The 17541-nt window shown below is 47.2% G+C and carries 13 protein-coding genes and 2 tRNA genes; 6 read left to right on the top strand and 9 right to left on the bottom strand.

The genetic code is table 11. The annotated features are described in order from the left end of the window. Positions 1 to 162 precede the first annotated feature (162 nt). Both OXH39_00705 and OXH39_00700 read left to right on the top strand, forming a co-directional pair. Positions 163 to 2400 carry a DNA methylase gene (locus OXH39_00705; GenBank protein ID MCY3548949.1) on the top strand — a complete coding sequence of 746 codons (2238 nt, stop codon included), beginning with the start codon at positions 163 to 165 and terminating at the stop codon, positions 2398 to 2400. Positions 2401 to 2468: 68 nt separating this feature from the next. After that, on the top strand, positions 2469 to 5285 hold the full coding sequence (locus tag OXH39_00700; GenBank protein MCY3548948.1) for a DUF499 domain-containing protein: 2817 nt from the start codon (positions 2469 to 2471) through the stop codon (positions 5283 to 5285). Here the strand turns inward: OXH39_00700 and OXH39_00695 are convergent. The 3 genes from OXH39_00695 to waaF all read right to left on the bottom strand — a co-directional run bounded on the left by OXH39_00695 (position 5228) and on the right by waaF (position 8628). Further along, positions 5228 to 6244, bottom strand: coding sequence for a glycosyltransferase family 9 protein (locus OXH39_00695; GenBank protein ID MCY3548947.1), 1017 nt, complete (start codon positions 6242 to 6244; stop codon positions 5228 to 5230). The genes OXH39_00700 and OXH39_00695 overlap by 58 nt on opposite strands. 90 nt (positions 6245 to 6334) lie before the next feature. Continuing rightward, complete coding sequence (locus tag OXH39_00690; protein ID MCY3548946.1) at positions 6335 to 7567, bottom strand: glycosyltransferase; 1233 nt, start codon at positions 7565 to 7567, stop codon at positions 6335 to 6337. Next, positions 7564 to 8628: a lipopolysaccharide heptosyltransferase II gene (gene waaF, locus OXH39_00685; protein MCY3548945.1), complete on the bottom strand. Its 1065-nt coding sequence runs from the start codon at positions 8626 to 8628 to the stop codon at positions 7564 to 7566. Before waaF ends, OXH39_00690 begins: the two co-directional genes overlap by 4 nt. Before the next feature lie 121 nt (positions 8629 to 8749). Between waaF and OXH39_00680 the strand changes: the two genes are divergently transcribed. Then, positions 8750 to 10642, top strand: coding sequence for a hypothetical protein (locus OXH39_00680; protein MCY3548944.1), 1893 nt, complete (start codon positions 8750 to 8752; stop codon positions 10640 to 10642). 67 nt (positions 10643 to 10709) lie between these two features. Here OXH39_00680 and OXH39_00675 read toward each other — a convergent pair whose 3' ends face one another. Then, positions 10710 to 11054, bottom strand: coding sequence for an STAS domain-containing protein (locus OXH39_00675; GenBank protein ID MCY3548943.1), 345 nt, complete (start codon positions 11052 to 11054; stop codon positions 10710 to 10712). A 64-nt stretch (positions 11055 to 11118) separates the two neighbouring features. Further along, positions 11119 to 12063 (bottom strand): metallophosphoesterase family protein, encoded by a 945-nt coding sequence (locus OXH39_00670; GenBank protein ID MCY3548942.1) that lies wholly within the window; start codon positions 12061 to 12063, stop codon positions 11119 to 11121. 307 nt (positions 12064 to 12370) lie between these two features. On the opposite strand from OXH39_00670, the gene OXH39_00665 reads away from it, so the two are divergent. The 3 genes from OXH39_00665 to OXH39_00655 all read left to right on the top strand — a co-directional run bounded on the left by OXH39_00665 (position 12371) and on the right by OXH39_00655 (position 14756). After that, positions 12371 to 13189 (top strand): dihydroorotate dehydrogenase electron transfer subunit, encoded by an 819-nt coding sequence (locus OXH39_00665; protein MCY3548941.1) that lies wholly within the window; start codon positions 12371 to 12373, stop codon positions 13187 to 13189. Positions 13190 to 13249: 60 nt separating this feature from the next. Beyond that, on the top strand, positions 13250 to 14347 hold the full coding sequence (gene bioB / locus OXH39_00660) for a biotin synthase BioB (GenBank protein MCY3548940.1): 1098 nt from the start codon (positions 13250 to 13252) through the stop codon (positions 14345 to 14347). Positions 14348 to 14471: 124 nt separating this feature from the next. Further along, entirely contained in the window at positions 14472 to 14756 is a 285-nt protein-coding gene (locus tag OXH39_00655) for a hypothetical protein (GenBank protein ID MCY3548939.1), read from the top strand. A gap of 304 nt (positions 14757 to 15060) precedes the next feature. Here OXH39_00655 and serS read toward each other — a convergent pair whose 3' ends face one another. From serS to OXH39_00635, 4 genes are all read right to left on the bottom strand, one after another. Continuing rightward, a complete protein-coding gene (gene serS / locus OXH39_00650) occupies positions 15061 to 16350 on the bottom strand; it encodes a serine--tRNA ligase (protein ID MCY3548938.1) in 1290 nt (429 codons plus the stop codon). A 92-nt stretch (positions 16351 to 16442) separates the two neighbouring features. Further along, positions 16443 to 17153, bottom strand: a complete 711-nt coding sequence (locus OXH39_00645) for a tetratricopeptide repeat protein (protein ID MCY3548937.1) — start codon at positions 17151 to 17153, stop codon at positions 16443 to 16445. A gap of 136 nt (positions 17154 to 17289) precedes the next feature. Beyond that, positions 17290 to 17364 (bottom strand) — tRNA-Asp (locus OXH39_00640). A 19-nt stretch (positions 17365 to 17383) separates the two neighbouring features. Then, positions 17384 to 17457, bottom strand: a tRNA-Val gene (locus OXH39_00635). Positions 17458 to 17541 lie beyond the last annotated feature (84 nt).

Genomic DNA, 17541 nt, shown 5'->3' with positions numbered 1-17541 from the left:
CCTAAGGATACCAGATTTTAGATCAACTATCAAGATAATTGTGACAGACTACTAGATCCCTTCGGTGGTCGTGGATCCATTCCGTTAGAAGCCCAGCGGCTTGGTTGTGAAACCTATTCCTGTGATCTCAATCCGATCTCTGTGCTGATTCAAAAATGCACCTTGGAATATCCACAAAAATATGGACAGCACCTTTATAACGATGTAAAAAAATGGGGAGATCGAATTCTCGCAGAGATAACTAAGGAACTCGCACCTTTTTATCCAGAAGAACCCGATAATTCTGAAGTCTGCGCTTATGTCTGGGCACGCACACTACCTTGTCAAAACCTCAATTGCAACGCTGTTATCCCACTCATGAGTCAATTTTGGTTGGCGCAGGACAAAAAGAAAAAAAAGAAAATTGCCCTTTTCCCTTATAATATAGATGGACATATCGCCTTTCGTATTGTAGGGACCGGACGTGATGCTATACCGGACAACTTCGATCCCACCAAAGGCACAATCATCCGTGCTATCGTTACTTGCCCACTCTGCAACAGCACGATCACTGCCAATCAGACGCGCCAATTGTTCCAAAACGGACAGACAGGTGAGCGAATGCTTGCTGTGGTAACACAACATCCAAAAAATAAAGCCAAACAGTACCGACTTGCTACGGATAAAGATGTCACAATTTTCAAAAAAGCACAAAAACAACTTTCTGAAAAACGAAAATTCTTAATGGAAAGTTTAGGATTTGATCCAGTACCGGATGAATTAATCCCTAAGTTAAAAGGTTCAGGTGCAGAACGCGGAATTTCTATTCACAATTACAATTTCAATACTTATGGTGACCTCTTCAATTCCCGTCAACAACTTACACTCATCACCTTGACAGAAAAGATTCGAGATGCCTATGTAGAAATGCTCGCCCAAACAGACTATGACCCCGAATATGCAAAAGCTATTTCAACCTACTTAGGTCTTTGGTTAGATCGCATTGCTGATAAAGGTTCAAACCTATGTTTATGGAGAAAAACGGTAGAAACTGTTGAGAAACTTTTCGGGATGGCAACCCTACCTATGATTTGGAATTATGGAGAAGCGAACACTTTACATATAGCGAGGAATCGCTTAAAAACCATTATAAAACCTTTGTTGCATCTATGCCAGATGGATAAAGAGTCAGCAGCTATTGTAGAACAAGTCTCTGCGCAGAACCTTCCATACTCAGATAATACGTTTGATGCTGTACTCACAGATCCCCCCTACTACGATAATGCTGCGTATTCATACCTATCTGATTTCTTCTATGTGTGGTTGAAAAGGAGCATAGGTGAACACTATCCAGAACTTTTTAAAGATCCTTTGACCCCGAAAGATGAAGAGATTGTGGCTTACGGACATCGCGAAGGCGGCTTGGCATCTGGAAAACAAGCTTTTGAAGACGGCCTCGCTAAGGCATTTCAGGAAATATATCGCGTACTAAAACCAAACGGTATTACCGTTATTGTCTATGCTCATAAATCCACAGAAGGTTGGGAAACTCTGATTAACGCCTTATTAAACTCAGGGCTCGTGGTAACAGCAGCATGGCCGATTGACACAGAAAAGAAGTCTCGCCTTCGGGCAATAAACTCTGCAGTGCTTGCTTCCTCCATCTATATGGTAGCGCGCAAACAAGAACGTCAACCCTTCGGACTCTATCAGGATGTGAAAGCAGAATTAGAAAAGTACCTTGAGCAGAAACTTTTTACCTTATGGGAATGGGGCTTCTCTGGTGCTGATCTGTTCATCGCAGCAATCGGTAGCGGCATTGAAACATTCGGGCGTTATGAAACAGTTATCGACGAGAACGATAAAGCCGTTCGCGCTGATCAGATGATAACCGACATCCGAGAAATCTTAGAACGTTTTGATAACGAGGGATCCGGCACAGCAGGTACTTCTCTCACCCGATTCTATCTGCGTTGGCGGCAGGAACACGGGGAGCAAGTTGTCTTATATAACGATGCGCGCGAACTTGCGATGTCTCTCGGCATTGAATTACAAACTGCGTCGGGTGAAGGCCGTTTTATCCAACAAGAAAAGACGAACGTCCATGTTTTAGGTCCTCACGAACGAGAGATCAAGGACGTAGCAAACAGTTACGAATTGATTGACATCCTGCACCATACCTTGCAATTATGGGCATTGGGAAACAGAGCAGCAATGATCCAACGTCTATCAAAAGACAGCATCGGCTTAAGTGAGTTGATATGGAACATCGCCCAGCAAATTAGCAAAACACTATCAACGGAAAGTCAAGAACGCCAATGGCTGGAAGGCTGGCTTGCTGACCGAACCGCTATCCAACGCGAGGTACAAACCCTCTTGGAACAGCCCGAAGAGGGAACACTCTTCAGAATCACAAATTGATGTGGATGACGCGGATTACCCAGATTTTAGGATTTTTGATTAGACTACGATTTTAGAAAAGGATACGCATGAGACTACCTCCTTTTGAAACCATTGCTAAACCGCACAGCGATATACGAACAGGCAATTTTACAGCGGATGCTTACGCCGCAAGGCTCGGACAAGTCGTCAACAACCAGGGTTCCCGTGAATACAGAAACCCACAGCAGTTTTTTGAGAGGACCCACATTACAGACGGACTGAAGACACTTCTCTCCGGCGTAGAAGGTCGCTTGAAAGGGCGCAATCGACAAAACAAGGATCCGATTATCCGACTCCAGACTCCCTTCGGCGGCGGGAAAACGCACACGCTCATCGCTCTTTATCACAAAACGAAAGAGTGGAACGCTCTCCCCGTCGTGATGGTCGGTTCAGCGATGGATCCCGGGCACGGTGACACTTTTTGGGGTGCCATTGAACGGCAGCTCACAGGCAACCTCCAACATTTTACAATGCAAGTAGCACCCGGTAGTGATAGTCTCGCCGACATATTCGATCGTACACAAAAGCCGGTCCTCATCTTAATGGACGAGGTGCTTAATTACCTTGAACGCGCCGCAGGTGTGTCTGTCTATGAAAGCACATTAGCAGAACAAACCATAGCATTCATGCTCTCATTGACAGAAGCAGTCGCGTCTAATAAGCGTATCACTTTCGTTGCGACTCTACAAGAGAGCGAAATCGCACCTATCATAGAAAAGTTCCCGCTCTTCACGGAGCTGCTCGCACGCATGAGACGCGTGGTCACCCCGGTGGAAGAGACCGAAATCGCTAGTATCATTCGGAAACGGCTTTTCGCAGAAGCCAATTCCAATGAAGTTAAACGGATCACCCAAGAATTCGCTAAATACGCCAGACAGGAAAATATCCTTCCGCCCGGCATTCAAGAATCTGAATATCGCAAACAATTCATGGAAAGTTACCCGTTCCAGCCGGAAGTCATTGATGTCCTCTATAAAAGATGGGGTAGTTTCCCGAATTTCCAGCGAACTCGCGGTGTTCTTAGGTTTCTCTCACGCGTCGTACATCGGGCAAGTGGTAAAAACCGCCCCTACATCACACTCGCCGATTTCGACCTCACCGACAGTGACATTCGTGGTGAACTCTTAGAACATATTGATGCCCCCTACCGCGGGATCATCAACAACGACATTACGGGACGCACTGCGGGTGCTAAAGCCGTTGACAAAACATCGGGAGGCACCTATCAACATTTGGCATTAGGCACGCGCACGGCAACTGCTATCTTTCTCTATTCCTTTACAGGCGGCATGGAGCGCGGAGCAACATTGGAGGAGATCAAACGGAGTGCTGCTGTTCTGGAACATCCTGCAGCCATCATCGATACCGCAAAACACCAACTCACTGAACACCTCTTTTACCTCCGCACCAAGAACAGAAAAACCTACTTTGACACGCAACCTAACTTAAACCGGATTGTCCAAACCCGAATGGAGAACGTAGACCCTGAAGTCGTCAAAGCACGCGTCGCCGCGCAACTCCGAATAAGTTTCAAAGCCGGTCGCGAGGCACGCCTCAAAATCCATTGCCTGCCCAAAGATAGTATGGCCGTACCCGACGATGAGACTCTAAAATTGATAGTTTTGGATAGACGCGATGACGCATTCTGTCAAGACCTTATAGAGAATCGAGGCGAGACACGGCGTATCTATCGCAATACCCTCTTTTTTATTCTCCCTGCCACTGGTGAAGCAACGGAACTCAAAGCAGAAACCAGAAAAATCATCGCTTACGAAGAGATTAAGAAGGATACCTCCCTCAACTTATCAAAGGAGCAAAAAAGAGAGGTAGATGACGCACTAAAACAGTCTAATAGTAGTTTGGAAGGGGCGTTGAGGCAGGACTATCGGACAGTGCTGGTTCCGCAAAAAGATGGATTTACTGAGGAAGACCTCGGACCTCGCGTCGTTGGTATGACACCCCCATTTGATGAAGAGGTCTACGATCTGCTCTGTGTCAAGAATGCAATTGCCACAAACCTCGGACCCCAAAACATTGCCATTGCTTATTTGCAAAATAACGACACCGTCTCAACCGTACAGTTGCTCAACACGAGCCTCCGCACCCCAGGCGAAAAACGCGTCCAACGCCATACGTGGATAGAAGGTATTCGCAGAGGTATTGAAACCGGGATATTTGGAATCGGTGAGAGAGCAGCTGATAAACTCGTGCCACGCGCCTTTAACACGGCATTACCGGAAGTAACTCTCACCGACGCTGAGGTGATTATCCAACCGAACCTCGCTCGTGAAAGTATTACACCAGAAGAAATCTTGCATGACTATCTGAAGGAAAACGAAACAATTTCAACATCTCTGCCGTTCCAATACAATCCACAATCTACCAACGAGCCTCGACCGCTTCGCGATATATGGGAATCAGCAATATGTGAAGGTGTTCGGCAAGGCACTTTTGGAATCGGTGATAAAATAGATGATAAACCCGTTCTACGTGCTTTCAGGGAAGAAGTTTCAACAATTACTTTGGGTGACAGTGAAGTTCTAATCGATCCATCGATTTCTACAAGCTTGATTGTCGAACGACCAGATCCGGATCCACTAGATGATAGTGAAAGTGTGGATCCACCAGATGATGGCACTGATAACAGTCTACCAGATGGAGAATCTAAAAAAACAATCAGTATCCGTTTTAGGTTGCCCCAAGGGAAGGTAAGCAGTGTAGTACAACATCTCAACGAACTGCAATCTAATTTTCAGAATATGCAACTTGAATTGAAAGCCTCCGATGGTAAAATCTCACAAGATGCTTATGATGAGTTTAAGGAGAATTTACGAGAATTAGGAATCGAGATTGAGGAAGTATAACGCTCCACTGCTGCCAATACCTGTTCCACTGTAATCCCCGCAATTACTTCACAACTCCCCGCATCGCATCCCCCCGGACTCCGCCCCGGATGACACGGATTACATCCCAAATCCATTCCACTCTGGACAACTGTGTGCTTATCGCCGTAGGGACCGCTCCGAATGTGGTTCGTTGAACCGAAAAGTGCGACTACCGGTGTATCCACAGCCGCAGCGATATGCATCGGTCCCGTGTCGTTGCCGATATAGACATCGCACATAGAGATTAACGCCGCGAGATGACGTAGATTTTCCATCTGAATGAGAATTGGTGGAACGTCCATCATCTTTACGACTTGTACTTGGAGTTTCCATTCGTTTGGACCGGCGAAAAGTAAAATCGAAGTCTTTTGTTCTTTAGACAGAACATTCGCAAGTTGCGCGTAGTTCCTTGCGCCCCACAACTTATATTTCCAATTCCCACCTGGATGAATACCAACTAACAACCGTTCTGACGTGAGACCGGCTTCCCAAAGAAGACGGTGTGCCTCTGTTTGTTCTGTTTCAGTTAATTGTAAATGCGGATGTGCATCTACTGTGTCAATGCCATGTTTCTGAAGCACTTCCAGATAGCGGGGGACAGCATGACGATTGCTGTCACCGCGAACCATACCCCAATGTGCCGCACCGATACACCGTGCCGTAAGGCTATCCCGTAGGTTCACAACGAGGTCGAATTTGCCGAGGCGTAAGGTTTTTATGAGACGCAGCCTGCCTTTCCAACCAGCGTGTTCACCTCGATTGTCATAAAGGATGGTTGCATCGATATTCGGTTCAGCAGCGAGGAGGTCAAACGCTCGCGGTCCGACGAGGAAGGTAATATGCGCATCTGGAAAATGTGCGCGTAGCGGTTGGATAACAGTAGTTGATAATACTGCATCACCGATAAAACTAAAACTAAAGACGAGAATTCGTTTCATTTTTCTAAATAGTTGTCAGCAGGATCAGATGGAAGGGGTGGTACTCATCTTTCCATCCAAATGCCAGTAGCCAAAAGGAACATTAAAAAATTAGAAGGACTCTATTATTTCAACAGCTGCAGTCAAACCATCTTCTGTTTCCATTTGTTCTCCTAAAACCTGAGCACGCGTAGTCATCGCAGGCGTTTCCAAGACTTGCTGGATCCGTTCTGCCAAACGCTTGGCGGTGAGGTTTCGACGGTACAGATGCCGCGGTGCCACCCCTAAGTCAGATAGGCGTTTCCCCCAATACGGTTGGTCGGCGTGGTGTGCTACAACGACAGAAGGCACTTTGGCACGACATACGGATGCCGTCGTTCCGGCTCCACCGTGATGGACAACGCAACACCCTTTCGGAAACAGCCATTGGTGTGGCACATACTCTGTGCAGAAGATGTCCGGTAGGGCATCTTTAGTTCCGAGTTGCCCCCATCCGGCTTGGAGGATCGCACGTTGTTTTATTTTTCTAACAGCATCGACCAAGATTTCTGTTGTCTCACGCCCGTTTGAGCCTCCCATAGAGCCGAACGAAATAATAACGGGTGGTGGACCCTCTGCTAAAAAATTGACGAGTTCAGAGGGGGCAGTATACGAAGGCGACGCGAGGTGCCATACCCCTGTGAATTTGTGATTCGGGGAGAAATCAACGGGTGGACAGAGTGTTGGGGATGCGGCAATGAGGTTCAGATGTGGTGAATACATTCCCTCTAACGCCACTGTCCGCCTCGGCTCTCCGCCGACTGACGCAATAAATTGATTGAAGAGTGTATCTATACTTGAGGCAAGACGGAGTTGCGCCAATTTCCACGCAATAGCGTTGCAGATACGTCCCCAATTCGGAAGCGGATAAGGCGCGAAGTCTAAGGATTTGATGAAACCCGGACAATACGTCACAGTAATCCACGGAATCCCGGTCCGAATCGCAGCCTCCTGTCCGGGAATATCCACTGAATGACAGATCGCTATATCAAACCCTTTCATAGCGGTCAAGCAATCCTGATACCACTTTCCACCGCGACGCACGATGCCTTCTTCCACGATCAGCCGCAGCATCGCGGTCGGGTCGCGCTTCGGGATAATAGCATCCATCGCCGCGTGAAATTCCGCCAAATCAAAAGCAACGCCTATTTCATAGTATTCCGCGCCGATCTCAAGTATCTTGTCTCTATAGAGTGCTGGTGAACAGACACGTACCTGATGTCCTCTTTCAAGTAAACGTTCCGAGAGTGCTAAAACCGGATAAACATCTCCCGTTGATCCCCAGCAGACTACGACAATTTTCATTTTTGTTTCACCTCTACGGTAGTCGTCGTTGCATTCCAAACCATTTCAACGGGGAGTTTTTTCGTGCATTCCCATCCGATCTTACACTTGTGCGCGCTACAGGGCCAGCACGGCATATCCTGCCGGACAATAGAGGCATTTTCGCTCAGCGGATGCCATGCCATATAATCGGTTGGACCGAAAATAGCGACTGTCGGTACGTCCAATGCCGCTGCGAGGTGCATCGGACCGGAGTCGTTGCAAACGACCAAATCGCAGCAGGATAGCAGTGCACCCAACTCACGGATCGTCTCTGGTGCGTAAGCGATAGCAGGAAACTGCATTGCCTCTTGGATGTTCCGCGCCAATTCTGCCTCTTCGGGCCCACGTAAGAGAAGTATTGTGGCGTTGTAATGGTGTGCCAATCTGTCTGCAAGTTCAGCGTACTGCTTTTCGGGCCAGCGTTTATCAAACGAGCTTCCACCGGGGTGGATGCCGATGAGAAATGCATTGTCACCAATACCCCACGATGTGAGTTTTGCTTTGGCATCGGCGATTTCATCAGGGAACAGATGAAGTATCAGTTTCCTATTGCCTTCGCCTTCACAGATTAATCGGACGAGTTCCAAGTTCCTGTCAACTTCGTGGGTTTCACCTTTTGGGTACTTACCATGCCATGCATGCGTGAGGGTAGATCTGAACCGTTTCTGATAGCGACCTAAGCGGTAGGACGCCCCGGAGAGAAAGGCGACGAGATGAGACCACATCGCTGTCTGCATTGCGACGACGAGTTGGAACCGTTCACGACGTAGTTCACGATAGAATTGGAGTTGTGCTTTGAACCCGCGATGCTTTCCGTCTCTCTCAAAGACGAGGATTCTATCTACATCAGGGTTACCGATGAGCACAGGTGCATTGAGAGGGCGCGCCAATACGGTGATTTCTGCTGATGGATAGTTCTTCCGTAACAACGAAATTGCCGGTGTTGAATTCAGCAAATCGCCGATGCCATCAACGCGGATGACGAGTATCTTATTGATATTAGGAAGCGGATCATTGCTTTTCGGGGCACGGGGTCGCATAGCCTTTCCCTTGCATGCGAAGTTAAAGTGTCATTTATTATAACACAAAGCGAGGAAGATGGCAAATCCTGCGTTTAGGTATTGTTTGCGTCAATGCTGGCTAACATGGTATACTATGAGTATGCATCACAGAACATCACCTACGATTGCGAGCAACCAGAAATCCTCAACACTCCGTTTTATTTTCGGGACTCTCGTCTTCGGTTCAATCCTTATTATCCTCACCTGCTATTGGATTATCTCCGCAGAAAATCGCGTTGTGTGGGAATTGACCGATTTTTCTATTTTCCCGACTGTTCTTTTTGCATTTTTCCTCCTCGCTGTCATTACTCCATTTCTCAGAAAGGCTTTCAAAAATTTCGCCCCAACCTCGCGGGAACTTGCGCTAACATACATAATGGTTTCAGTGGCGACTGCGCTTGCTGGACACGACATTGTCCGACAGTTGGTGCCGATGATTGCTAATGCAGGGTGGTTCGCAACACCAGAAAATGAGTGGGCAGATATCTTTTTTCGATTCATGCCGACGTGGCTAACGATTACTGATCGCAAGATTCTGCAAGGCTACTTTGAGGGAGATGATACGTTTTGGCAGGAACAGTACATGGAGGCGTGGTTATGGCCCATTGTCGCGTGGAGCGGATTGGTGATTGTTATTCTGTTTATGATGCTTTGTGTCAACATTATCATCAGGAGACAGTGGATTGATCACGAAAAGTTGAGTTATCCCCTCACAACACTCCCAATTGAACTGCTCGGAAACACATCTACCCTCTTCCGCAATAAATTGATTTGGCTCGGTTTCGGAATCGCATTTGGGTTAGAAATTCTGGCAGGACTGAACTACCTCTTTCCAGTAATTCCTTCGCTCAAAATCAAGTATCAACTCTACTTTTCTGACCGTCCGTGGAATGCTGTCGGACGTTTACCCATTTACGTTTATCCGTTTGCGATAGGATTTGGATATCTCATGCCACTGGAGTTATCCCTATCGTTTTGGTTTTTCTATCTATTTTGGGGCGCGCAGCGCGTCTTTTTCAGTGCAACGGGATGGACAACCGCAATCGGTTTACAAACGGAGCAACGCGGCGGCGCATGGCTCGGTATTGGAACGCTCGCGCTCGTCACAAGTCGGCGACAGATTTGGGAGATACTCAGTGGTGTGTTTTCCTTTAAATCTAAAGATGGTTTATACAAGCTTGCGGTTTTCGGGTTGATAATTGGTATGGTGTTCGTGTTGGTATTTTGGTATTTTGCTGGATTATCGCCGTGGGTAGTGCTCGGTTATTTCAGCATCTATTTGGTATTATGCCTTGGAATGACACGCATGCGAGCAGAACTCGGACCCCCAACACATGAATTACACAATATGCACCCGGACAGGATTATGTTGCTGTTTGGAGGGAGTCGACCCTTGGGCGCACAAAATCTAACCAACACGACGCTACTCTCGTGGCTCGCGTATGGCTATCGGTGTCATCCGATGCCCCACCAATTGGAGGCTTTCAAAATTGGCAGACATTTCCGCTTGTCTGAAAGTCGGTTGGTCACTGCTCTAATTGTGGCATCAATTGTAGGGACAATCGTTTCGATTGTTGGGCACGTGGCACTCTATTATGAATACCGGTTTGCAAGGTGGGGTGTCGGGGAATTTAACCGCCTGCAAAGTTGGATCATCGCACCGCGTGCACCGAACCTGCCTGCTATCCAACATATAGTATTCGGTTTTCTATTCACCGGCGTACTGACATTTCTGAAGCGTCAGTTTTTGTGGTGGCCCCTTTATCCTGTTGGTTATGCTGTCGGTAATGGCTGGGCTATCGGTTGGATGTGGTTCTCAATCTTTTTAGGGTGGCTTTTCAAGCAGGTACTTTTCGCAGGGGGTGGGGTGCGAGCCTATCGCAAAGCGTTACCGCTGTTCTTGGGGTTCGTGTTCGGTCAGTTCCTTGCGGGAAGCCTCTGGAGTTTGATAGGTGTTGTGTTAAACATGAATATGTATACCCTGTTTCCGTGAGATTGTACCCTTAAGGTACAATTCATCTTACTCTACATTCAATATCTTCAAACGACAAGAAGCAGAATTAAAAGTCTTCGAGTGCTTCCTCTTCGGATTCAAAAACGCCTATGCTTTGTGTCAGGCCGATGGTGTTGAAGATATTTCGGACCTGTGTGGATGGATGTGCAACACGCATAACTTGCCCTTTTTCTCGCATCTTCCAGAGCAATCTAATAATCTCACCGAACCCACTACTTGTGATGAAGCTACGTCGCTCAAAGTTAAGCAGGACTTTTTCTGCGTTCTGTACCTCTATGTCAGCGTAGGCATCACTTAGAATAGGTTCAGAAGCGTCGGTGAGATACCCCGTAATGTCAAATATCGCGATTTTTCCTTCGTGTCGAATAGAGATTTGAGAATTTGCTCTCACAATTTCCTCCTATAGGATAAATGCTGAATGCGTTCAACCTACTTGTTAGTTGTAGTCCAATCGATTAATCTTCAGTAAAAGTTCGTTGCATCGGCGTATGCTCAGGTTGTGTGAGGACTGTTGTGTCATCGTCCAGATGGAGCCATGTCTCGAATTGTCGCACACCCTCCTGCAACTCAATTACGCGTGCCCCACGGGGAAATCCGTCTCTCCCATAAGTGTTGTAGCCTGTCGCGCGTCCATAACAGAGACGAATCCCATGCAAATCTCCCCAGAAATCGTTAATGTGTTCATGCCCGACAAAGGTACCCATAACATCGCCCGCTTCGTGCATCGCTGCAAAAAAACCGGTGTTAATTTGGGGCGGACAAACATTTTCGTATTTTACCCCATAGCAGGTATGAAAATCCCATACCTCGTCATATTCGGGAATTGGGATGTGGAAAAAGGCGAGTGCAGGAAGTGGATGTCCCGCGTCAGCCGTGAACTTTGCGGATTCTTGCAAGTACCATACAATTTGTTCCCGTTTAATCCAATCGTAGCCCTCAATATTTGTTTGTGAGTAGCTGCCGGAATCAATGAAATAGAGAAGTGCTGCGGACGCATCTTCCTCAGAACTTTGGATGGGTAAAATGTAATTTCCGACCCCGGGTACCTCTGCCGGTCCTGGCTGTGCCAGAGATAGCGTGCCTTCTTGCATGACAGCCATCAATTCATGGCGATCAGCGGTACCTTCGTCATCGTGGTTACCGAAAACCGCCGCCCACGGTGTTCCACATCCCTCTACAACTTTAACAACTTCTCGGAGGGAGTCGGCGGCATCGTGGCACCCGCCCCCGGATAAAATATCACCGGTCAGCACAATTAAATCCGGGGATTCATCTTTGGCAATTCGTTCCATCAACGCTGCTGATTGCTGGTCGGGTGATTCACCGTTATGCCAATGAATATCAGTGAATTGCACGATTTTAAAACGTTGATCACTGCGGAATTTCAATACATTTTTCACTATCTATAACTCTCCTTTTACGCTACATCATAACATAATTTTCAAAAATTACAAACGAATTCTTTATTTTTAAGTACGGTTTGATTTGGAATTATGAAACGGAATCTTGCACTCCTGCTTATATGTATAGAAACACCTGTGCCTTAAAAAGATAGTAGAAAGATCGTCTCACCTCCCGCTAACGAGGTTTCTACCTTGCCTTTCTGAATGACTGAAGGAGCCTGCTCACAACTGATAACCGAAAACTGAATGCTTCTATATTAGAATAATCTTGCCCTATCGAATTTTTCGTGGTAACATATATGCTATGCGAAATGACCGTTCGTTGAATACCTATGATGTCCAGACCGTTATTCTTTCTAACGAGGAAGTTGCGGAAGCACATTACCTATTGCGTTGTGAGTGTGCGGAAATCGCACAGCATGCACGTCCAGGGCAGTTCGTCCACGTTATGGTTTCGCAAGATACCGGTATGCTGCTCCGCCGTCCCTTCACTATCTATACGGTAGAAGGGAACGAAATAACGATGCTCTATCAGATTATTGGGGACGGAACGAAACGGTTGTCAGAGATGCTCAAGGGTGAGCCGTTACAGGTACTCGGACCACTCGGCAATACGTTTGATTTTACGACAAAGCCTGAACCTGCAATACTTGTCGGTGGAGGTGCCGGTATTGCCTCGCTTATGTTGCTTGCTGTGGCATTGCGTAAGAAGGGTATACAAGCACTCGGATTAGTAGGAGCGCAGCGTCGCTCCCGACTTTTGAGTGTGGCGGATTTGGAATCTATCGGTATCTCGGTCCATATTGCTACGGATGATGGGAGTATCGGGCATCACGGATATGTTACTGATATCCTCGCGGATTTGCTTGAGAAAACCGATGGGTCCTGCCCGATAATTTATGCGTGCGGACCACACGGGATGCTTTCTGCTGTCACAAAGATTGCCATTGAGTTTGGAGTGCCCGCGCAAATTGCTATGGAGAATCGGATGGGATGTGCTATGGGAGTGTGTCTCGGTTGTGTTTGCCCCGTCCGGATAGATGCGGATCGTATCGAATATCAACGTGTTTGTACTGAGGGCCCCGTCTTTAATGCAGCCGATATTGCGTGGGACGTTTCTTAGTCGAGTGCAATCCTATTTTGACAACGAAAAAATCGGAGCGAAAATCCAATCATTAGAAGTATGAAAACAGAATTTTATCAAGACTTAACAGCCATCAGCCTCAGCGGTGAACTACTGTCCGAGGCTACTTGCGAGAAACTGCTAACAGCATCGGAGATAGAATTACTCCCGCTTTTGGATGCGGCATATCAGGTTCGTAAAACCCATTTTCAGAATGAGGTCCAACTGCATATCCTTAACAACGCTCAAAACGGCTACTGTCCAGAGGATTGCCACTATTGCGCGCAGGCAAGTTCTGCAACGGCAGATATTGAGACTTATCCCTTAAAACCTGATGCCGAGATTCTGGCGGAGGCTGCGCGCGCTTATGAATCTGGGGCGTATCGCTACTGCATTGTCATGAGTGGACGCGGTCCCTCGCCGAAACGGGTTGCACACCTCGCAGAACTCATCCGCACTGTCAAGGCACGCTATCCGATCGAAGTGTGTCTCTCTGCTGGATTGATCGATGTGGAATCTGCTGGTGTCTTGAAAGCCGCTGGATTGGACAGGTTAAATCACAACCTGAATACCTCCGAAACTCACTATCCGAAGATATGTAGCACACACACTTATCAGGATAGGATGGAGACATTGCGGGCTGCGCAGGCAGTTGGACTCGCTTGCTGTTCAGGCGTGATCGTCGGAATGGGCGAGGGGACGGATGACTTAATTAAAGTGGCGAAAGCACTCCGAGAACTTGAGGTCGCTTCATTGCCGGTCAACTTTTTCTTACCGATATCTGGCACGCAGTTATCGGAATCTGTTACGGAGAACCCACAGGATGTGCCTGTTCCTTTAACCCCGGATTATTGTCTTCGCGTGTTGTGTTTGTATCGGTTCCTAAATCCGAAGGCAGAGATACGGATAGCCGCGGGCAGGGAACATCATTTACGAAGCATGGAGGTGATGGCACTCTATCCGGCAAATTCGATGTTTATAGATGGCTATTTGAATGCCAAAGGTGCGGCGGCATCTCACACGCTCCGGATGATTACGGACGCGGGGTTCACTATACGGACAAATCGAGAAGACTTGGCGGGGCTAGAAGAGAGGAAAGATGATGTAATTCTGAAAGAGTTGAGAGTCCTTCGTCCTCAGTTGGGATCCAATGTTTAGTCTTGTGGGCACAACCCCTGGTCGTGATTCCTAAGATGAGACAAAAATGCTTATCTTCTATGGTCCCTTTGATGCAGCTAAACACTTCAATTGTCCAACAGGGTAGTATAAAAGTTGTGAATAAATGTCAGTTAAACATATCATTTGCAAAATAGACGAGATTATCCGAAATACGGACACGCCTCGGGAACAAAAGATTGAAAGTCTACAGAACCTCGCCTTAACCTGCTGGCAGGAGGTTGTTCCAGAGTACAGTGACCCAAGCGTTTTTAAAAAACTTGGTTCTGATGAAATACAAGAGCGTTGGGCAAATGTTCGAGAATACGTTGAAGCATACCAGACCAAAGCCCAAATTTTATACGTTCTTGACTGGCCGGCTTCCAGTGGTAATTTTTATTGGATAAAATGACTCAAGACTTCCGCTGGGAGACCTTGAATTTCCGTTGATTATAGAGTTGAAGAACCTATGCTTGAATATTCTGATGAGGTAGTTACTAAAAGAGGCTAAACCGTCCCACTCCATCAGTGATGTGGAGATAAGTGGTGCTACCATCTTCATCAGTTAACAGCAAATTGCCATTGTCCCAGTACTCACCTTTATCGGAAAACTTACACTTCTCATTTTATCATCTCTTTCTTTGAATGAGACCGTTTGCACAAGGCTTGCCTCTCAAAATACTCTGTAAATTTGTACTTGATCATTTACAACAGCGTCACCCAATTTGCGTTAGGCCTCCCATGTACGGTTGCAGCACTGCAGGTACGCGGACTGTGCCATCTGGATTCTGATATGTCTCCAAGAGTGCAATGACCACACGCGGCAATGCTGTACCGGACGCGTTCAGCGTGTGAATGAACTCCGGTTTCGCACCCGCTTCTGGACGATAACGGATATTTGCACGACGCGCTTGGAACGCCTCGAAGTTACTACAAGAAGAGACCTCTAAGAACCGCTGCCGAGCAGGTGCCCAAACCTCAATATCGTAGCATTTCGCAGCGGCGAAACCGAGTTCCACCGTGCAATGTTGCACAACGCGATAAGACAAACCGAGTGCCTGCAAAACGCTCTCAGCATTTGCCAATAGCGATTCATGTTCCGCGTAGGAAGTTTCAGGCGTGGTGAACTTTACCATCTCCACTTTATCAAATTGATGAATGCGTTGTAGACCTCGTGTGTCTTTACCGTAAGCACCTGCCTCACGCCGAAAACACGGTGTATAGGCAGTATAGTAGATAGGTAAATCTTCAGCGGAGAGAATCTCGCCGGCGAAAAGGTTCGTTACTGGAACTTCAGCCGTTGGAATCAGAAACAGATCGGTGTCAGGATTCTCGTCATCTCTGTCGCAGCGGTACATATCCGCCTCGAATTTAGGGAGTTGTCCTGTTCCTGTCATCGTCGGACGGTTAGCGAGAAATGGCGGTGAGATTTCGGTGTAGCCGTGCTGGGTCGTGTGCAAATCGAGCATAAACTGAATCAACGCACGCTCCAACCGTGCTCCCAAGCCTTTGAATAGCACAAAGTTGCTTCCCGCGACCTTCGCACCGCGTTGAAAATCGACGATGTCCAACGCTTCCGCGATTTCCCAATGCGGTTTCAGTTCAAAATCGAAACTCGGTGATTCACCCCAGGTCTTGATTTCGAGGTTATCGTCTTCACTGGTCCCGACAGGTGTGCTTGCCTCCGGCATATTCGGGATTGTCAACAGAATAGCGTCTATCTCGGTTTTTGTGTCGTTATTTTCGGCGGTGAGTTCCTTGATTTTTTGTGAGAGTTCCCGCATCTCCGCGATAGTCTCTGTCGCATCCAATTTTGCCTTTTTACGCTCAGCGATTTGTTGTGATACCTGATTCTGGTGTGCTTTGAGAGATTGTGTATGGGTTAAGTTCTCACGCCAGCGTGTGTCCAATTCTACCAACCGGTTCAGTTCCGCTTCAGTCTGACGATCTGCTAACATCCGGCGGACATCTTCGGTATTTTCGCGAATAAATTTAAGGTCAATCACGGCGGTGCCGCTCCTCTATATTTAGGTTTGTACTGCGCTGTCGAGTCTGCAACGGAAACAGCCACAGTATTATTGAAAACAATCTATGGCTGTTACTGTACATGCCAACTATATTGCTGCCAATAGTCGGGGTTGCCAAGTTCCTGAAGGTGCTTTTCTGTTTCTGCTATGATGTCTGTGTCAATGGCGAGTTCCAATATTTTTTGAAAATCGACTTTCGCTTCCTGCATTCGTCCTAAGAATCCGTTTGTTTCACCCCGAGTTTTGTAGGTTCTGATGTCATTGGGGTTCTGATGGATTATCTCATCAAAATGAGTGATCCCTTCTTCGTAAAAATTCAGGATTCCTTCTGCGTCCTTTCGTCCATCAAGACTTTCAGGATCATTTGGATTGAGCCTGAGAGCTTCATCAAAATCAACGATAGCCGCTTCATATCGGTTCAAATTATATTTCGCTTTTCCTCGCCTGTAATAGGCGTGAGGGAGTAAGGACGGATCAAGACCTATTCGTATTGCTTCGTCAAAGTCAGTAATTGCAGAACGAAGTGTTGCATGACGAGCAACCATCACAGACTCGCGTGGTGCTAAGTAGTCCCTCAGACATGCCCGATGGAAATACGCTTCGGCAACATCTGGGTTGAGTCGGATTGCTGCATCGTAGTCAGCAATGGCAGATGGATCTTGATCTAACGAAGCCCTCGCAAGCCCCCGATTGAAGTAGGCTTCAGCGGAATTTGGATTAATCCGAATAGCTTCATCGTATTCAGCGAGTGCGGACGTGTCAGATTGTCTTTCAGTTTGCATGTCTACATCTCTATGTTCGGTATTGTTAACACAGATGGTGTCCAAGAATAAATAGTGTGATGGACTGTCCTGTAACGAAAAAACCACAGCATTGTAAGATACAACCTGTGGCTAATTCGGCATAGCATAATAGAAACGGGCCCGACGGGACTTGAACCCGCGACCTCCTGCGTGACAGGCAGGCGCGCTAAACCAACTGCGCCACGAGCCCATAAGGAATCCCTAACAAGTAGGCGGGACAGGACTTGAACCTGTGACCTACAGCTTGTAAGGCTGTCGCTCTAGCCACCTGAGCTACCCGCCCAAAATGAGATTTGGCTATCATCTCACCTCAAGGACGTTATTAAGTATAACACATAGTTTCGTGTTTGTCAAGAAAAAATTAATT

It is taken from the genome of Candidatus Poribacteria bacterium (assembly GCA_026702755.1).
Classification (GTDB): domain Bacteria; phylum Poribacteria; class WGA-4E; order WGA-4E; family WGA-3G; genus WGA-3G.
The sequence above is the reverse complement of the archived record's forward strand: the minus strand, read 5'-3'. Positions and strand labels throughout refer to the sequence as shown.

Excerpts from the sequence above, each read along its gene's own strand:
- bioB (MCY3548940.1), top strand. The coding sequence starts at position 13,250 with ATGAAAACAGAATTTTATCAAGACTTAACAGCCATCAGCCTCAGCGGT.
- OXH39_00680 (MCY3548944.1), top strand. The coding sequence starts at position 8,750 with ATGCATCACAGAACATCACCTACGATTGCGAGCAACCAGAAATCCTCA.
- waaF (MCY3548945.1), bottom strand. The coding sequence starts at position 8,628 with ATGCGACCCCGTGCCCCGAAAAGCAATGATCCGCTTCCTAATATCAAT.
- OXH39_00700 (MCY3548948.1), top strand. The coding sequence starts at position 2,469 with ATGAGACTACCTCCTTTTGAAACCATTGCTAAACCGCACAGCGATATA.
- OXH39_00665 (MCY3548941.1), top strand. The coding sequence starts at position 12,371 with ATGCGAAATGACCGTTCGTTGAATACCTATGATGTCCAGACCGTTATT.
- OXH39_00690 (MCY3548946.1), bottom strand. The coding sequence starts at position 7,567 with ATGAAAATTGTCGTAGTCTGCTGGGGATCAACGGGAGATGTTTATCCG.
- OXH39_00645 (MCY3548937.1), bottom strand. The coding sequence starts at position 17,153 with ATGCAAACTGAAAGACAATCTGACACGTCCGCACTCGCTGAATACGAT.
- OXH39_00695 (MCY3548947.1), bottom strand. The coding sequence starts at position 6,244 with ATGAAACGAATTCTCGTCTTTAGTTTTAGTTTTATCGGTGATGCAGTA.
- OXH39_00655 (MCY3548939.1), top strand. The coding sequence starts at position 14,472 with ATGTCAGTTAAACATATCATTTGCAAAATAGACGAGATTATCCGAAAT.